We start from the raw sequence: 16,283 nt of genomic DNA, 5'->3' as shown, positions 1-16,283 counted from the left end.
TTATTATTTATTTCTCGGATGAGCATCTGAATAAACTTTTTTAAGCTCTGCTAAACTATTATGAGTATAAACTTGCGTAGATGCCAGACTCGAATGCCCTAATAACTCCTTAACTGAATTTAAATCTGCTCCGTTATTTAATAAGTGAGTCGCAAAAGTATGCCGAAGCACGTGAGGACTTTTTTTTACCTTTTCAGAGACCCTACTAAAGTAACAATTTATTAATCGATACACAAACGATTCACTCAATTTTAACCCTTTTTTCGAAATAAAAAAATAATCCAAATCCACAATTTCCCCAACCCCCAGTCTTTCTTTTAAATACAAATCAATCTGGTCTGCAACAATAGGCAGAAGCGGAATAATTCGCTCTTTATTTCTTTTTCCTAATACCTTAATAAGATTTGAAGATAAATCAACATTTTTTACCATCAAACCTATTAATTCTGCCCGACGCATCCCCGTTGTATAAAAAAGATCAACAATAAGCTTATCTCTTATTTCTTCAAACCCAGAAGGAGAATCTACCCCAAGCATTAAATCATTTATTTCCTTTTCCGAAAACGGAATCTGGACAATTTTAGGTGTTTTAAGTGCTTTATGTTTAAGCATTGGATTTACATCTATCTGCTTAATCTTTAAAAGAAATTTATAAAAGGCTTTTAAGGAAGCCATTTTTCGATTTACAGAAACATTAGAAATTTCCTGATCGACTAAAGAAACTATCCAGCTTCTTACCTGACTATAATTAACCTTCTCAACATTTTCCTGCTCAAAACGAGATTTATTAAATTCTTCAAAAAAATTTATATCGTTCAAATAAGCATTAACTGTATGTGGAGAATATTTTTTTTCCAGCTGTAAATAATCACGAAAAGCTTCTTTATTTGATTTCATAAGAAAGTTTTTTTTTGATTTATACCTATTATATATAAACCACAAGAAGATTAAAAAAAAAAAAAAAAAAAAACCGTTAGCATCAAAGTTAAAACTTTTTGATGACTAACGGTAATTATTTTTGAAAAGCGAAATACTAACTTTCTAAACTATCTTTCAAAGTTTGAATGTAAGCAGCTTTTTGAATTTGAGCTCTTTTTACAACAGAAGGTTTAATAAAAGCAGTACGTGCTCTTAATTGACGAACAGTTCCTGTTTTATCAAATTTTCTTTTATAGCGCTTTAATGCTCTATCGATATTTTCTCCGTCTTTAATTGGTATAATTAACATAATATAGACACCTCCTCTCGTTAAGGCTGCAAATGTAAAAATTAATTATTAATTATTAGTTATAAATTATGAATTATTTTTTTTTGAAAAAAGAGAAAAGAATCAAAGTAGCAAGATATATAGATATAATATTCTTTATTCTTTATTCTTTATTCTTTATTCTTTATTCTTTATTCTTTATTCTTTATTCTTTATTCTTTATTCTTTATTCTTTATTCTTTATTCTTTATTCTTTATTCTTTATTCTTTATTCTTTATTCTTTATTCTTTATTCTTTATTCTTTCAACAAATTTCTCGAGATAACTAATTTTTGAATTTCAGTTGTTCCTTCTCCAATAGTACACAATTTAGAATCTCTATAGAATTTCTCTACCGGAAAATCTTTTGTGTAACCATAACCTCCGTGAATCTGTACTGCTTCATTTGCAATTTTCACACAAGCTTCTGAAGCATACATTTTTGCCATTGCACCAGAAGTCGTAACGGGTTTGTGCTGTTGTTTTAAATATGCAGCTTTGTGCAGTAACAATTCAGAGGCTTCGATTTCTGTTGCCATATCGGCCAGTTTAAATGAAATTCCCTGAAAACTACTGATTGGCTGACCAAACTGATATCTTTCTTTTGAATATTTTAATGCAGCTTCATAAGCCCCTTTTGCAATTCCTAATGATAAGGCTCCAATTGAAATTCGGCCTCCGTCTAAAATTTTCATTGCCTGAACAAATCCCTGCCCAACTTCTCCCAATCTGTTTGCATCTGGAACCCGGCAATTATCAAAAACCAACTCGGCAGTTTCACTTGCACGCATTCCTAATTTATTTTCTTTTTTACCAGAAGAAAATCCTGCCATTCCTTTTTCTAAAACAAAAGCAGTCATTCCTTTAGAATCTCCTTTTTCTCCCGTTCTTACAATTACAACCGCTACATCTCCAGAAATAGCATGCGTTATAAAGTTTTTAGCCCCATTAATAACCCAGAAATCTCCATCTTTAACTGCAGTTGTATTCATTCCTCCTGCATCAGAACCTGTATTATGTTCTGTTAAGCCCCAGGCGCCAATATATTCTGCAGTAGCGAGTTTTGGTAAATACTTTTTCTTTTGTTCTTCGTTTCCAAATGTCAAAATATGGTTTGTACAAAGCGAATTATGTGCTGCTACTGATAAACCAATTGAAGGATCTACTTTCGAAATCTCCTCAACAACTGTAACATATTCGTGATAACCTAATCCGGACCCTCCATATTCTTCGGGCACTAAAACCCCCATAAATCCCATTTCTCCAAGTTTTTTAAATAAATCAACTGGAAAAATCTGGGCTTCATCCCACTCCATTATATAGGGTTTTATATTCTTTTCTGCAAAGTCTTTTATAGATTGGGCAATCATAGACTGCATTTCGTTATAATCAAAATTCATTATTTACTAATTTTTTAGAACTCCAAATATAAACTAATTATTTTTGCTTTTTCAACAGGAAAACCTTTAATTTTTGATAAATCCTCAATATTATTGAAATTTCCATTCATACTTCTATATGTGACAATTTGTTTTGCAAGAAAATATTTAAAGTACGGAAATTGTGCTAATTCTTTTAATGTCGCGTCGTTTATGGCAATCTTCTTAAAACCTGCTGGTATAACAACCTTAAAATGGCTATTTAGCTGTGTTATAACTTCTGGCGAAAGTCCCCAAACTTCTTCGAGCTGTTCCATAGAAACAAAACCGCCTAAAGTTTCTTTCTGTTTTAATATTCTTGAAGACAATGCTTCTCCAATACCATATATTGCAATTAAATCTTCCTGACTGGCTTCATTTATGTCTTTAATTATTACGTTTTCTTTTTTAGAAAATGTTTTTTGAACATATTCTTTTTTCTCCGTCTTAAAGTCGTTTTTCTTTTGTGTCCAATCCGGGAATTTAAACAATGGAGACATTACCTTTAATAATGAATCTGAGATTTGAGTTACTTTTTGAAACTCTTCGGCTGAATTTACATATTTATCTTCTTTTCGGAATGCTAATAAACGGTCTATTTCTTCAACAGACATTCCGAGTTTGTATCCTTTATAATCAGAAATGAAATTAGGATTAAAAGTATATACCTTTTGCTTCTCATTATATTTTATCTCTTTCGCTGCATCAATTTCTTTTTGCAGGGACAGCCATTTATCTTCTTCAGAAAAAGTTACTTCAGACTGATTGAAATCAGCAAAGAAATAAATTAACTGCAATGCGATAATAATTATAAAAAGTAAAAAAATACCAATTCTTTGCTGACTAGTAAATTTAAAAAATTGCTTGAACATCTTGAAATTTGTGGTTGTTATAAATGTATTGATATTATAAAAGGCATAAAATACGGGATAATATTTTTATTTATTAAGAAAAATACTAAAAATATTATTTTCTAAATTGATACACCTAACTTAATCGATATAATAGAGATTAAATAAACACAGCTTTAGCAGAACATTGATAACAGGAAAAATCAAAAAATTAAATATTTTATAACTTAAAATATGATTATTGTTTTTATTTTTTACAAAAAACGATACATTTGGAGCTTAATAACAATAAACCAATATTATAATATGTCAATTTGGAAAACTAAACCTCTTTCGGTCCTGCTTGGTGAAGCATCCGAATCTGAAAAAGGATTAAAAAGAACCTTATCTTCACGTTCGCTTGTTGCACTTGGAGTAGGAGCAATTATTGGAGCGGGACTATTTTCGCTAACAGGAATTGCAGCCGCCGATCATGCGGGTCCAGCCGTTACAATTTCTTTTATCTTAGCAGCAGTAGGATGTGCATTTGCAGGCCTTTGTTATGCTGAATTTGCTTCGATGATTCCGGTTGCCGGCAGCGCCTACACTTATTCATATGCCACTATGGGAGAATTTATGGCATGGATTATTGGTTGGGATTTAGTTTTAGAATATGCATTAGGTGCCGCTACAGTGGGTGTAAGCTGGTCCCGTTATTTACTTGAACTGCTTGCTAAATTTAATATTCATCTTCCTCCTGACTTAATTTGTTCTCCTTGGGAAACACTAACACTTAGTAACGGAACTGTTATTGAAGGTGGAATTATAAATCTGCCAGCTATATTTATCGTTTCATTACTTTCTTTATTATTAATTAAAGGAACAAAAGAATCAGCAACAATAAATAACTTATTAGTTGTTGTAAAAGTTGCCGTTGTTATCATATTTATTGTATTAGGATGGAAATTTATTGATCCAACCAACTACATTCCTTACATTCCTAAAAACACAGGGGTATTTGGAGAGTTTGGATGGTCAGGTATTGCAGCTGGGGCTGGAACTGTATTTTTTGCTTTTATTGGTTTTGATGCTGTTTCTACTGCTGCTCAAGAAGCTAAAAATCCACAAAAAGGAATGCCTATTGGTATTTTAGGTTCATTAATTATCTGTACGCTTTTATATGTATTGTTCTCTCACGTTATGACAGGACTTGTACCTTATTATAAATTTGCAGGAGATGCAAAACCTGCTGCAACTGCTTTTGCCGTAACGGGATATGATTTTTTACAAACTGGTTTAATTATTGCAATTTTAGCCGGTTATACTTCTGTAATGCTGGTTATGCTTATGGGACAAAGCCGTGTTTTCTATACAATGAGTAAAGATGGTTTATTGCCTCCTTTCTTCAGTGAAATTCATGCAAAATTCCGTACACCTTGGAAAACTAATCTTTTCTTCTTAGTATTTGTTAGTTTGTTTGCCGGGTTTGTTCCTGTAAGCGACTTAGGACATATGGTAAGTATTGGAACCTTATTAGCCTTTGTGTTAGTTTGTATTGGTGTTATGGTAATGCGTAAAAAAATGCCAGATGCTCCAAGAGCTTTCAGAACTCCTTTGGTTCCATTTGTTCCAATTGCAGGAGTTGTAATTTGTTTAGCTTTAATGTATTCGTTACCAAACGAAAGCTGGGCTAGACTTGTTGTCTGGATGGCTTTAGGTATTCTTATCTATTTTGTATACGGTAAGAAAAACAGTAAATTAAACAATCCGGAAAAATAATTTTCTGAACACAAAATAAATAAAAAAGGATCATGAAGTTATAATTTACTTTATGATCCTTTTTTATGCTTAAATTTTGAACTATAAATCGAAAACAGAAGTTCTTTTTGCCCGGATTAAATCTTTAAGGCGAATCCAGAAGGCCAATGTAAGATAGACTCCAAAACCTAAACCAGCTGTTACAAACGAAATGTAAATAAAAAACAATCTTACACTTGTTACACGCATTCCCAGTTTATCTGCAAGCCTTGACGATACATGAAAACCATATTTTTCGAAAAAGAATTTTAGTTTTAAAATAGCTGACATCTTGATTTTAGATTTTAGGCTTTATCCTTCGACTTCGCTCAGGATGACAAAAGTACAAATTATCTCATTAATACATTTTCTAATTGCTTAATTATTTTTAAGCAGCTCTAATCCTAATGCGCATTTTAAACAAGCTTTGTGGCTGCAATATTCATTTTTAAGTTCCAGTAATGTTTGGGTTTCAAATGCATTTTTAGATTTTATTCCGAAAGAAGTAAACTTGTCGATAATGGCATTTTTTTCTGGTGCAACTTCATTCATAAACTCTATTAAATCTTCAGAAACAGATTCTCCCATTATGGCAGAATAAGCAAACTGAATTGGAATTATAGTATTTATAATAACTAAATCAAGAAACGATTTGGATAATGTTTTCGTTTTCTTCGGGCTTTCTTTATCAAATTGATAATGATTCTGCCAATATGGGCTTACAGAAACATTTAGCAGTTCATACACACTTTTAGCTGATTTTAAAGCAATTATTTTCGAAAACAAGTTTTGATGTTTATGATACAAATTAGCCAGCTGAGAAAGCCTGATTGTTGGAAAATTATCTGGCCTGTGTTTAAAAAACTGAACGGGATCTATAAATGATTTTTCTAACTGATATTTATGCAGCAGATAAAAATACCTAAACCTTAAATCTTTAAAATAAACATCTTCTTTTTCTCCATCCAGTAAATTTAAAGTTCCCAAAAGCAATGATTCCAGGTTTTCTGCTTCAAAGCTTTCTTTTCTTATAATTGAAAAAGGAATTGATTTTGACATTTGAAGAAAAGCTGAACCATTAGTGTTTAAACCAAAATTCTTCGCCAAAAGGCAAAATAAAACTGCTTCCCAATCCTGATTTGTTTCTTCAAGCAATTTATAAACAAATCTCGACTTGCGCTCTAATCGCTCAAAAAACAATCTTTCCTGCCAGTTTTTAAAAACAAAATCATCGATTTCATTTATTTGTTTTTCGCACGAAATCCAGGTTTTAGGAGAAAGCAGCGCATTGTAATTACCTAAAACTTCTTTTTCTACATAATCTTTAAGGACCAGAACTGGAATTTCAGTATTATTTTCTCTAAAAATTGCAGTATCGTTTTCCCAAACTACATGAAGAATTACATTTTCGTAAGCGGCATCTTTTTCATGGTTGTGCAGATACCAATCTGAAGATTTTATGTGTATCTCTACATTCCCGGCCCATTTTTGATCGCCGATTTTAATATGAGCATTAAAAAAATCCGGCCCCGAAAGTTCTAAATAATCGCCGGTTTTAATAATCGTGATTGGTTCATTTTGAGTAGTTTTAAGATTCAAAGTATCAAACTTTTTGAATCTCCAGAGATAATGAAGAAAGTCTTCTTTCATTTTAGATTTTATATTATTACAAAAGCTAAAAGTACTAAATTTAATATTATTCTTACAAAAAAAATATATTATCTAATTTCAAGAAGAAAAAATCCATAAACCTAATTGCAAAACAATCAGATTTATGGATAGATTTTATATAAAGGCGTATTTTTATTTTATTGAGCCAATAATATCATATTTAGTAATAATGTGATGGTTCCCGTTTCCTAAATCAACTAAAACGGCATCATTTTCTTTTGTAAATAATTTCGAAACTTCTTCGATTGGAGTTCCTAATTTTACAATTGGAAAAGGTTTTCCCATTACTTCTTTTATTGGTTTTTCGGCTACATTTTTATCGGCAACATAGCTTCTAAACAAATCCGTTTCATCCACAGAACCAACAAATCCGTTGATATCAACAACCGGAATCTGCGAAATCTTATATTTACGCATACGTTCGATAGCATGCGAAACTAATTCTTCTGTACGAACAACGATCAATTCTTTATCAATATGATCTTTAATAACATCTTCAGCCTTCGTAACGTTTTCTTCTAAAAATCCACGTTCGCGCATCCAGTCATCATTAAACATTTTTCCAACATAACGGCTTCCAGAATCGTGAAATAATACCACAACAACATCATCCGGTTTAAAATGCTCTTTTAACTGCAGTAAACCTTTAATACAAGCTCCGGCAGAATTTCCAACAAAAATTCCTTCTTCGAGTGCAATCTTTCTTGTATAAACTGCAGCATCCTTATCGGTTACTTTTGTAAAACCATCAATTAGAGAAAAGTCAACATTTTTTGGTAAAATATCTTCTCCAATTCCTTCTGTTATATAAGAATAAATTTCGTTTTCATCAAAAATTCCGGTTTCGTGGTATTTTTTAAAAACAGAACCATAAGTATCAATTCCCCAAATTTTAATGTTCGGGTTTTTCTCTTTTAAGTATTTTCCAACTCCGGAAATTGTTCCGCCCGTTCCAACTCCTACAACAAAATGTGTAATTTTACCATCAGTTTGTTTCCAGATTTCCGGTCCGGTCTGCTCGTAATGTGCCAATGAGTTTGACAAATTATCGTATTGATTTACATACCAGGAATTTGGTGTTTCTTCTGCCAGACGCTTTGAAACTGAATAATACGAACGAGGATCAGTTGGTTCAACATCTGTAGGACAAACAACTACTTTTGCGCCAACAGCACGCAGGATATCCATTTTTTCTTTAGATTGTTTGTCTGAGATTACACAAATCAGTTTGTAACCCTTTATAATTGCAACAAGAGCAAGTCCCATTCCGGTATTTCCAGAAGTTCCTTCAATAATAGTTCCGCCTGGTTTAAGTCGGCCGTCAGCTTCGGCATCTTCAATCATTTTTACAGCCATTCTGTCTTTTACAGAATTTCCAGGATTAAAAGTTTCGACTTTTGCTAGTACTAACGCATCAATTTCAGCAACAATTTTGTTGAGTTTTACCAATGGTGTATTACCAATTGTTTCTAAAATATTATTTGAAAAGTCCATTTTTATTTAAATTTAATATTTGGTTTTTTAAGTAAAGTTACGCTCAGTTTTTTATTGGAAGAAATTCCAGACTAAACCAAATCTGATTACAAAATCACGATACGGATTATTAGGCGCAGAGTAATAATTACTGCTGGAAAATAAAGCATTTAAATGTTCTCCTTTTAGATAAAAACGCGTTTGACGAATCCTTGCGTTTAAGAAAACATCAAAAGTGGCATAATTTCCAATTTCTTTTTTATCCTGTACAAAAAACTCCCCAATTACCGGGTTATAATCGTTAGCATAATATTTAGTAAAGTAATTAAATACGATTCCTGCCTGAGCATATAATGCTTTTTTGAAATAATGATTTGAATAGTAGAAAGTATTTCTGGTTACAAAATCCGGTACATTCAAAATCAAATCTGACTGATCTACTTTTTGATATAAAAGTGTATTGTCTAAGGCAAATTTTCCAAATTTAAATTCTTTATTCGCCTTTATTTCTAAATAATTAATTGCATTTCCGTATTGGGCCGGGCTTATAATTTGGGTTCTAACGGCATCCTCTTCATCATCAGATACATCTTCAAAATACAAATGATCTTTTAAAACAGTATAGTTAACTTCGGCATTTAACCAAGGTGTATAAATATTGGCCCCTAACGAATTGATTTTTTCATTTTTAAAATCATTCGACCAGTTGTATGATACATAACTGCTTTGGTACAAGTTATAATTGTTGTTTGGCAGTTTATTAATGTTTCTGTATCTAAAATCAAACTGAATCTTCTCGCTTAAAGTATAACGCAGTTTTGCATCAAGATCAGAAAGAGATTGATTTGTAATAGATCTTGTATACAGGAATCGGCCATTCCATTTATTTTTTTGATATTCGTACTGACCGCCTACATTGTTAATCTGTAGAAATAAATTATCCTGAATAGTTCTTCCATCTTTAAAAATAATAATTTTATCGTATTGATAATTAGATCTGTAATCATCAACAAAGAAATTAAACTTTCCTAAAAGAGAATTTTCATAAGCAGCTCCAACTTTGTTATAAAGTCTTTCAAAATGTGTTTGATCGTTTATATTACTGGTCACATACGATTCACCAAAACGTTTTACAGGATCTTCGATTCCGTCAACCGCAGAAAGTACTGTTGGCTGGTTGTATTCGAAAAATTTATTCTCGTAATTTAATTGATGGTTTATATATAAATTATTGTCTCCATGTGTAGGATTTATTCTAAAAGCATGATCAAAAAACAAACGTCTTCCTTTTAAAAATGACTTCGCATCTGTTAAATAAACCTGCAGACGCTGACGGTTTTTAAAATCGGGATCGTCGCTTTCAAAATCTTCCGTAGTGGTAATCCCTCCGTTTTCTTCATTCGAATTATCCTGATACGTATAATGTGCATTCAGTGCATACCTTCTGCTGGTAGTTGCGTAACTTGTTGTAAATCTAAAATTTCCTGCGCTGACCAATTGGTTTATATAATCTCCTTCTGAACGTAAACCTTTGTATGCAATAGAAAAATTAAGATTTTTAGAAACATTCAGCGTTATAAACGAATCAACATTTTGCCCTTTATTAATAGTTGTATTAAAAAACAGTTCAGTAAAAGGTGTCGCCGCAGAGTAATATCTAACTTCGTCTGCCTGTATATAATTAGAATGCATGGCACTAAAACCAATTTCCGGATACGGTGAAAAACTCGTTAAACTATATTGTAATGTATTTAACGGCTGGCCAATATTCGAAAATTCTAAAAGCCCGAAAAGATCTTTTCTAAGATGATTTTGTTTATAAGCACTTTTTATTGTCAGCGAAGTATCGGCATAAATAGTATCATGTTCAAGCGTAATAATTTGATACTGATCTATTGTTGCAATTTTTGCCTTCTTCTTTTTAACAGTATCTGTTATACTGGAATATTGCGTATTCATATCTAAATTATTTTTAGAAGCTGGTTTTGGTTTTTCCTGAGAAAACAATAATGCTGGTACAATTAATAGATATAGAAAAATGAATATTCTCATTTGATGGCTTTATATGTAATTATTTCGACAAAATTTGTTGAGCAAAGGTAAAAGATAAATATGTATAAATAAAAAAACACTTCAATTTATACAATTACCTTAGCAGACAGTATGAAAACGAATATTTTTACATAAAATTTTATGATATTTGCCTTTTAAAATTTCAAAAAAATGCTTGCAAAAAATTTCTCGGGATTTGTTTTAGAAACTGGAACTGACGAGGCTGGCCGCGGCTGTCTTGCAGGACCTGTAACTGCTGCAGCCATAATTCTGCCTGAAGATTTTGAGCACGAAATTTTAAATGACAGTAAACAATTGTCTGAAAAAATGAGGTTTTTTTTAAAGCCAATTATCGAAAAACATGCAGTTTGTTTTGCTGTAACACATTTGTTTCCAGATGAAATTGATGAAATAAATATCCTGAATGCTTCGATGAAAGGAATGCAGGAATGTATTTTAAAATTAAAACATGTTCCTGAATACATTATTGTTGATGGAAACCGCTCGCTGAATGCAAAACTTGGCCTAAAAAACACTTTTGGAAAGCAATTTTCTAAGGAAGAAATTGCATTACTAAAATCAATACCAAATAAAAGTATTATAAAAGGCGATGCAAAATTCCTGAGTATTGCTGCAGCTTCTGTTTTGGCAAAAACCTATCGGGATGAATATATGGATCAAATTCACGAAGAATTCCCTATGTATAACTGGAAAAAAAATAAAGGTTATCCAACAAAAGAACACCGCGAAGCCATTAGAAAATATGGCCCAACAAAATACCACCGAATGAGTTTCAGACTTTTACCAGATCAATTAGAACTCAATTTCTTTGAGGAATAAAAAAGACTTAGCAAATTAGATAAGTCTTTTTTATTGAAATTCTTTATTAACTAAAAACTTTAAAAAACAGAAACATAACATTGTATACGGTTATTAAACTTCCCGTATGCTATTTTCTGCTTTTTAAGAATTCTGCAAATTGTTTGGTATCAAAATAAAATGGTCTAATTGCGGTAATTTTTCCGTTTTTTAGATCAAAATGTTCTGAAATGGGCATAGAAAGTGTTTTACCGGATTTTTTTGCTTTACATTTTATTGTAAAATAAATAATCACTTCATTTTTTGTCGCATCGCTAAAATAAACCGGTTCTTTTTCTATTTCCAAGTCAAAAAACTCATTAGATTTTGCATACATTTTCGTCCATTCATTAAACCCAGCATACGTTCCGCCATAAGGCAGTCCTTCTGCCTGACTGTAAATTGCACCATCTTCTATTAACGCTGCCATTTTAATAAAATCTCTGGTTTTAAAAAGACATTCATAATATTGCGCGACAACCTTAAAATTATCGGCTTCAATATTTTGCAAAACTTCAGCCTCAAACAAAGTAACATCTGTATTCCAAAAACCGATAATCTTACTTACCTGACCTTTACCGTTTAATCTGGCAAAATCACGACCTCCCATTATAGGCTCTTTTTTCTTTGAATCAATAATTTTCCAGTCCCAGGTTACATAATTGTCTTTTACAACTTTTGCCCCCGATGTTAATACGGCATCAGGAAACTTTTTATAAAACTCATTTATAACATTATTTAAAGCAGCCTGTCCTTTTATAGAAGCCGAAGGGTCTTCAAAAGTACTATCGTCCAGCCAGATTGTTTTAATCAGTTTTAATCTTGCATCACTATTTTTCTCCTGCCAAGCTTTTTCATAAACCGCAATTGGATTTAATTTATCTTTCTTTTGAGCAAAAAGACCATTAAGCATAAATAGGAAACATACAAAGTAGATTTTTCTCATAGGTCGTTAGATTATATTTGGTTAAAGCTTATCTTAAAGTATAAAACCAAATTTACCATAAAAACATTAGAAAACCACGATATTCCTGTAATTTGCTGTCAATTTAAAATCTTGGTCCTTAGCTGGACATTTTTAGATTTTATGCAATAATTCTTTTTTAAAATAAATTTCTATTGAAAAACAGAAACTACATCAATCAGTTTAAAAGTATTTTTAAGTTGATTTTCCCATTCTGAAACACTTTCTGCCGAAGCTCAGTCAGCCTTATCAAAATAAAAATGCTGTTTTATTTTTGGCGAAATAGAAGTGCTAAAAAACAGTTTCAAATGCTGAAGGAACCGCAATTCTATAATTGTTATTTTCTTCAGCATTTTTCATACTATATATTTCAGAAGCTTAATTAATAAATTCAGCTTCAAATAAATTGGTTAAATGTTTGATTATTTTAGACTTTACTTCTTCTTCGTCAACTTTTTCTACGCCAAGCTCAACGTTTAATGATGTAACGCCTTTTCCGCGAATTCCACATGGAATAATATTATCAAAATAGCCTAAATCGACATTTACGTTAAGAGCAAATCCATGCATGGTAACCCAGCGTGAAGCGCGAACACCCATTGCGCATATTTTGCGTGCAAACGGAGTTCCGACCCCCAGCCAGACTCCGGTTTCACCTTCACTCCTGCCCGACTCTAAACCATATTCTGCCAAAGTCAGAATCATCGCTTCTTCAAGAAACCGTAAATATTTATGAATATCGGTGAAGAAATTTTCTAAATCCAGAATTGGATAACCTACAATTTGTCCCGGCCCGTGATATGTAATATCACCGCCGCGATTGATTTTATAAAAAGCTGCTCCTTTAGCTTTAAGCTGTTTTTCGTTTAATAATAAGTTTCCCAGATCGCCGCTTTTGCCTAAAGTGTAAACATGCGGATGCTCAACAAACAACAAATAATTTGGTGTTGGCAAGTCAAGTTCTTCTCTTCTGTTTTTGATTTTTAAGTCGACAATATCCTTAAAAAGTTCTTCCTGATATTCCCAAGTCGATTTATAATCCCGGTTTCCAAGATCTTGAAGTTGAATTTTTGTATTCATTTTAATTATTTTTCAAACTCGACTTCAAAGTTAAGTTTGTCAGGATTCTCCATATAATCCGTGAAAGTGTATTGAATTGTAATTGATTTTCGATCGTCGCTGAATAAAGCATTCGGGTTTGATACTTTTTTTATTTTCTTCGGAAAGTGATATTTGATAATATAATTTGATGAAGCAAACATCATTTTAGACATATCTGCTGCTGAATCTTTTTTTACTTCGGCCAGTTTCTGCTGATCGATTATCGCTTTTCGGGCAAATTTCTTTCCGTCATAAGTATAGTTTAATTTGCTGTTATTGTTTCCAAAACCGCTTCCCATTGGGTTTGGCGGAGCTGCCCCTCCTTCTAATTTTTGAAGTGTACTTGCGGTTTGTAAAATATCCTGAAGTTCGTTTACGTTTTTAAAATCGGTTGAAAAAGTCATTAAAAACTGTTTTTTTTCAGCACTCATTTTGGTATTAACTACAAAATTTTCGAGTTTTTTAATTTCTTGCTGAGCTTCCGGAGACATTTTTGCGATGCTGTCTTTTTTATCTGCAAATAATTGTTTGAAAGTAAAAGTAGAATCAATGTCTTTTTTAGCATCGGCTCCCATCTGGCTTCCAATTTGGTCGCCCGCCATTTCCATCAAAGCAGAACCATCCATATCTACAGAGAATTTTCCGCTTCCGTTATCGTTGATGTAAATATTTTCAGTAAAAGTACAGCTTGTTAATGTCGCTATTAAAAAAGAAAAACTAAGTAATTTGTATAATTTCATCGTAGTACAATTTTTTATCAAATATACGAACTCTATTTTTAATTGGTTAACTGTTGATATGTTTAATCGTTTATGCGAAAATTGGCTCACGGATTTCACTAATGGTACGGATTGAACGCAGATTATTGTTTAGCTTTAACTTTTACAAAGTTTCTCTCTGTAAAAAGAAATCCGTGGTCAATCCGTACCATTAGTAAAATCTGTGGTCTATAAACCAATCCCCCATTTTTCACCCATTTTAAAGATTGAAATACAATAAATTGCTATAACAAAAAATCTAAAATCAGCATTCTAAAATCTACATTCTTTTCTTTATCTTTGCACACTTAAAAAAAGAGCACAAAATGGCATTATCAGAACAAGAAATCATCAGAAGAGAAAAACTTCAAAACTTACGCAGTCTGGGAATCAATCCTTATCCAGCTAATCTTTTTCCTGTAAATCATACTTCTAAGCAAATAAAGGAGTCGTTTGAAGAAGGTAAGAAGGTTATCGTTGCGGGTCGTTTGATGAGCGTGAGAGATCAGGGAAAAGCTTGTTTTGCTGAATTGCAGGATAGCGAAGGACGTATTCAATTGTACGTGAACCGCGATGTTTTGTGTGAAGGTGACGATAAAACTTTATACAACCAGGTATTTAAAAAATTAACTGATTTAGGTGACTTTATTGGTATTGAAGGAGAATTGTTTACTACACAAGTTGGTGCAAAATGTATCCGTGTAAACGGATTTACTTTCCTGAGTAAAACGTTACGCCCGCTTCCTTTACCAAAAGTTGATGAAGAAGGAAACGTACACGATGCATTTAATGATGCTGAGTTACGTTACAGAATGCGTTATGTAGATTTAACGGTAAATCAGCATGTTAAAGAAACTTTCATCAAACGTACAAAGTTGTTTAGCGCTATGCGTAACTATTTTAATGATGCCGGTTATCTTGAAGTTGAAACTCCGGTTTTACAATCAATTCCGGGTGGAGCTTCGGCAAGACCTTTTATCACACACCATAATTCGCTTGATATCCCGCTTTACATGCGTATTGCAAACGAATTATATTTAAAAAGATTAATTGTTGGTGGATTTGAAGGTGTTTATGAGTTCTCTAAAAACTTCCGTAACGAAGGAATGGACAGAACGCATAATCCTGAATTTACTGCAATGGAAATATATGTAGCTTACAAAGACTACAACTGGATGATGGAATTTGCAGAAGGTTTACTTGAGCATTGTGCGATTGCTGTAAACGGTACAAGCGAAGTTACTTTTGGCGAACATACAATCAACTTTAAAGCGCCTTATGCACGCGTAACAATGACCGATTCTATCAAACATTTTACTGGATTTGATATTTCAGGAAAAACAGAAGAAGAATTGTTTACAGCCGCAAGAGGAATGGGAATTGAAGTTGACGAAACAATGGGTAAAGGAAAATTAATTGATGAGATTTTTGGAGCTAAATGTGAAGGAAATTATATTCAGCCAACTTTCATTACTGATTATCCTAAAGAAATGTCTCCGCTTTGTAAAGAGCACCGCGACAATCCGGATCTTACAGAGCGTTTTGAATTGATGGTTTGCGGTAAAGAAATTGCAAATGCGTATTCTGAATTAAATGATCCAATTGATCAGCGTGAGCGTTTTGAAGATCAAATGCGTTTATCTGAAAAAGGGGATGATGAAGCAAACGGAATTATCGACGAAGATTTCTTAAGAGCTCTTGAATATGGTATGCCTCCAACGTCTGGAATGGGAATTGGAATGGATCGTTTGATTATGTATTTAACAAATAATGCTTCTATTCAGGAAGTTTTATTGTTCCCGCAAATGCGTCCGGAGAAAAAACAAGCTCAAATTGAATTGTCTGACGAAGAAAAAGTAATCATTACTTTATTGAAAGGAAACGAAAATAAAATGGAATTAGCGCAGCTAAAAGTTACAGCTAACTTAAGCGGTAAAAAATGGGATGCGTCTATGAAAAACTTATCTAAACATGGTTTGACTAAAGTTGTCGTTGACGGCGAGTTCAAAACTGTTGAATTGGTGGAGTAATTTTTGTCTTATTTTATTACAAATACAGCCCGATAGGTTTATAACTTATCGGGTTTTTCGTTTTATTTACATAACTTTGATTAAT

Annotated in this window: 14 protein-coding genes; 3 read left to right on the top strand and 11 right to left on the bottom strand. The window is 32.4% G+C overall.

The window, feature by feature from the left end; translation table 11 throughout:
• Positions 1–3: 3 nt before the first annotated feature.
• The 4 genes from AABD74_RS09910 to AABD74_RS09895 form a co-directional block, all read right to left on the bottom strand.
• On the bottom strand, positions 4–897 hold the full coding sequence (locus AABD74_RS09910) for a tyrosine-type recombinase/integrase (RefSeq protein ID WP_406845418.1): 894 nt from the start codon (positions 895–897) through the stop codon (positions 4–6).
• A gap of 136 nt (positions 898–1,033) precedes the next feature.
• Positions 1,034–1,228, bottom strand: a complete 195-nt coding sequence (gene rpsU, locus AABD74_RS09905; protein ID WP_012024008.1) for a 30S ribosomal protein S21 — start codon at positions 1,226–1,228, stop codon at positions 1,034–1,036.
• A 275-nt stretch (positions 1,229–1,503) separates the two neighbouring features.
• Positions 1,504–2,646 (bottom strand): acyl-CoA dehydrogenase family protein, encoded by a 1,143-nt coding sequence (locus AABD74_RS09900; protein WP_232682879.1) that lies wholly within the window; start codon positions 2,644–2,646, stop codon positions 1,504–1,506.
• 14 nt (positions 2,647–2,660) lie between these two features.
• Positions 2,661–3,536, bottom strand: a complete 876-nt coding sequence (locus tag AABD74_RS09895; RefSeq protein ID WP_406845417.1) for a ComEA family DNA-binding protein — start codon at positions 3,534–3,536, stop codon at positions 2,661–2,663.
• Between the two features lie 285 nt (positions 3,537–3,821).
• Here AABD74_RS09895 and AABD74_RS09890 point away from each other — a divergent pair, with 285 nt between their 5' ends.
• Positions 3,822–5,273 (top strand): amino acid permease, encoded by a 1,452-nt coding sequence (locus tag AABD74_RS09890; protein WP_232682881.1) that lies wholly within the window; start codon positions 3,822–3,824, stop codon positions 5,271–5,273.
• An 81-nt stretch (positions 5,274–5,354) separates the two neighbouring features.
• Here AABD74_RS09890 and AABD74_RS09885 read toward each other — a convergent pair whose 3' ends face one another.
• The 4 genes from AABD74_RS09885 to AABD74_RS09870 all read right to left on the bottom strand — a co-directional run bounded on the left by AABD74_RS09885 (position 5,355) and on the right by AABD74_RS09870 (position 10,487).
• Positions 5,355–5,582, bottom strand: a complete 228-nt coding sequence (locus AABD74_RS09885) for a PspC family transcriptional regulator (protein WP_007810860.1) — start codon at positions 5,580–5,582, stop codon at positions 5,355–5,357.
• A gap of 87 nt (positions 5,583–5,669) precedes the next feature.
• Positions 5,670–6,941 (bottom strand): DUF2851 family protein, encoded by a 1,272-nt coding sequence (locus AABD74_RS09880; RefSeq protein ID WP_232682883.1) that lies wholly within the window; start codon positions 6,939–6,941, stop codon positions 5,670–5,672.
• Positions 6,942–7,094: 153 nt separating this feature from the next.
• The gene (locus AABD74_RS09875; RefSeq protein ID WP_232682884.1) at positions 7,095–8,456 is read right to left on the bottom strand and encodes a pyridoxal-phosphate dependent enzyme; all 1,362 of its coding nucleotides are present in this window, start codon (positions 8,454–8,456) and stop codon (positions 7,095–7,097) included.
• A 51-nt stretch (positions 8,457–8,507) separates the two neighbouring features.
• Positions 8,508–10,487 (bottom strand): putative porin, encoded by a 1,980-nt coding sequence (locus AABD74_RS09870; RefSeq protein WP_406845416.1) that lies wholly within the window; start codon positions 10,485–10,487, stop codon positions 8,508–8,510.
• Positions 10,488–10,658: 171 nt separating this feature from the next.
• Here AABD74_RS09870 and AABD74_RS09865 point away from each other — a divergent pair, with 171 nt between their 5' ends.
• Positions 10,659–11,327 carry a ribonuclease HII gene (locus AABD74_RS09865; RefSeq protein ID WP_232682886.1) on the top strand — a complete coding sequence of 223 codons (669 nt, stop codon included), beginning with the start codon at positions 10,659–10,661 and terminating at the stop codon, positions 11,325–11,327.
• Between the two features lie 109 nt (positions 11,328–11,436).
• Here the strand turns inward: AABD74_RS09865 and AABD74_RS09860 are convergent, their stop codons facing one another.
• The 3 genes from AABD74_RS09860 to AABD74_RS09850 all read right to left on the bottom strand — a co-directional run bounded on the left by AABD74_RS09860 (position 11,437) and on the right by AABD74_RS09850 (position 14,150).
• The gene (locus tag AABD74_RS09860) at positions 11,437–12,291 is read right to left on the bottom strand and encodes a nuclear transport factor 2 family protein (RefSeq protein ID WP_406845415.1); all 855 of its coding nucleotides are present in this window, start codon (positions 12,289–12,291) and stop codon (positions 11,437–11,439) included.
• 396 nt (positions 12,292–12,687) lie between these two features.
• The gene (gene lipB / locus AABD74_RS09855) at positions 12,688–13,389 is read right to left on the bottom strand and encodes a lipoyl(octanoyl) transferase LipB (RefSeq protein ID WP_406845414.1); all 702 of its coding nucleotides are present in this window, start codon (positions 13,387–13,389) and stop codon (positions 12,688–12,690) included.
• A gap of 5 nt (positions 13,390–13,394) precedes the next feature.
• Complete coding sequence (locus tag AABD74_RS09850) at positions 13,395–14,150, bottom strand: hypothetical protein (RefSeq protein ID WP_232682889.1); 756 nt, start codon at positions 14,148–14,150, stop codon at positions 13,395–13,397.
• Between the two features lie 344 nt (positions 14,151–14,494).
• Between AABD74_RS09850 and lysS the strand changes: the two genes are divergently transcribed.
• Positions 14,495–16,198 (top strand): lysine--tRNA ligase, encoded by a 1,704-nt coding sequence (lysS, locus tag AABD74_RS09845; RefSeq protein WP_406845413.1) that lies wholly within the window; start codon positions 14,495–14,497, stop codon positions 16,196–16,198.
• The last annotated feature ends 85 nt before the right edge of the window (positions 16,199–16,283 follow it).

Origin of the sequence: Flavobacterium soyae (genome assembly GCF_045348165.1) — a bacterium.
Lineage (GTDB): Bacteria > Bacteroidota > Bacteroidia > Flavobacteriales > Flavobacteriaceae > Flavobacterium > Flavobacterium soyae.
This window is presented reverse-complemented; position numbering and strand designations above follow the sequence as displayed.

Coding starts and splice junctions, on each gene's coding strand:
- AABD74_RS09865 (WP_232682886.1), top strand. CDS start 10,659: ATGCTTGCAAAAAATTTCTCGGGATTTGTTTTAGAAACTGGAACTGAC.
- AABD74_RS09875 (WP_232682884.1), bottom strand. CDS start 8,456: ATGGACTTTTCAAATAATATTTTAGAAACAATTGGTAATACACCATTG.
- AABD74_RS09895 (WP_406845417.1), bottom strand. CDS start 3,536: ATGTTCAAGCAATTTTTTAAATTTACTAGTCAGCAAAGAATTGGTATT.
- AABD74_RS09870 (WP_406845416.1), bottom strand. CDS start 10,487: ATGAGAATATTCATTTTTCTATATCTATTAATTGTACCAGCATTATTG.
- AABD74_RS09900 (WP_232682879.1), bottom strand. CDS start 2,646: ATGAATTTTGATTATAACGAAATGCAGTCTATGATTGCCCAATCTATA.
- AABD74_RS09885 (WP_007810860.1), bottom strand. CDS start 5,582: ATGTCAGCTATTTTAAAACTAAAATTCTTTTTCGAAAAATATGGTTTT.
- rpsU (WP_012024008.1), bottom strand. CDS start 1,228: ATGTTAATTATACCAATTAAAGACGGAGAAAATATCGATAGAGCATTA.
- AABD74_RS09860 (WP_406845415.1), bottom strand. CDS start 12,291: ATGAGAAAAATCTACTTTGTATGTTTCCTATTTATGCTTAATGGTCTT.
- AABD74_RS09890 (WP_232682881.1), top strand. CDS start 3,822: ATGTCAATTTGGAAAACTAAACCTCTTTCGGTCCTGCTTGGTGAAGCA.
- AABD74_RS09850 (WP_232682889.1), bottom strand. CDS start 14,150: ATGAAATTATACAAATTACTTAGTTTTTCTTTTTTAATAGCGACATTA.
- lipB (WP_406845414.1), bottom strand. CDS start 13,389: ATGAATACAAAAATTCAACTTCAAGATCTTGGAAACCGGGATTATAAA.
- lysS (WP_406845413.1), top strand. CDS start 14,495: ATGGCATTATCAGAACAAGAAATCATCAGAAGAGAAAAACTTCAAAAC.
- AABD74_RS09880 (WP_232682883.1), bottom strand. CDS start 6,941: ATGAAAGAAGACTTTCTTCATTATCTCTGGAGATTCAAAAAGTTTGAT.
- AABD74_RS09910 (WP_406845418.1), bottom strand. CDS start 897: ATGAAATCAAATAAAGAAGCTTTTCGTGATTATTTACAGCTGGAAAAA.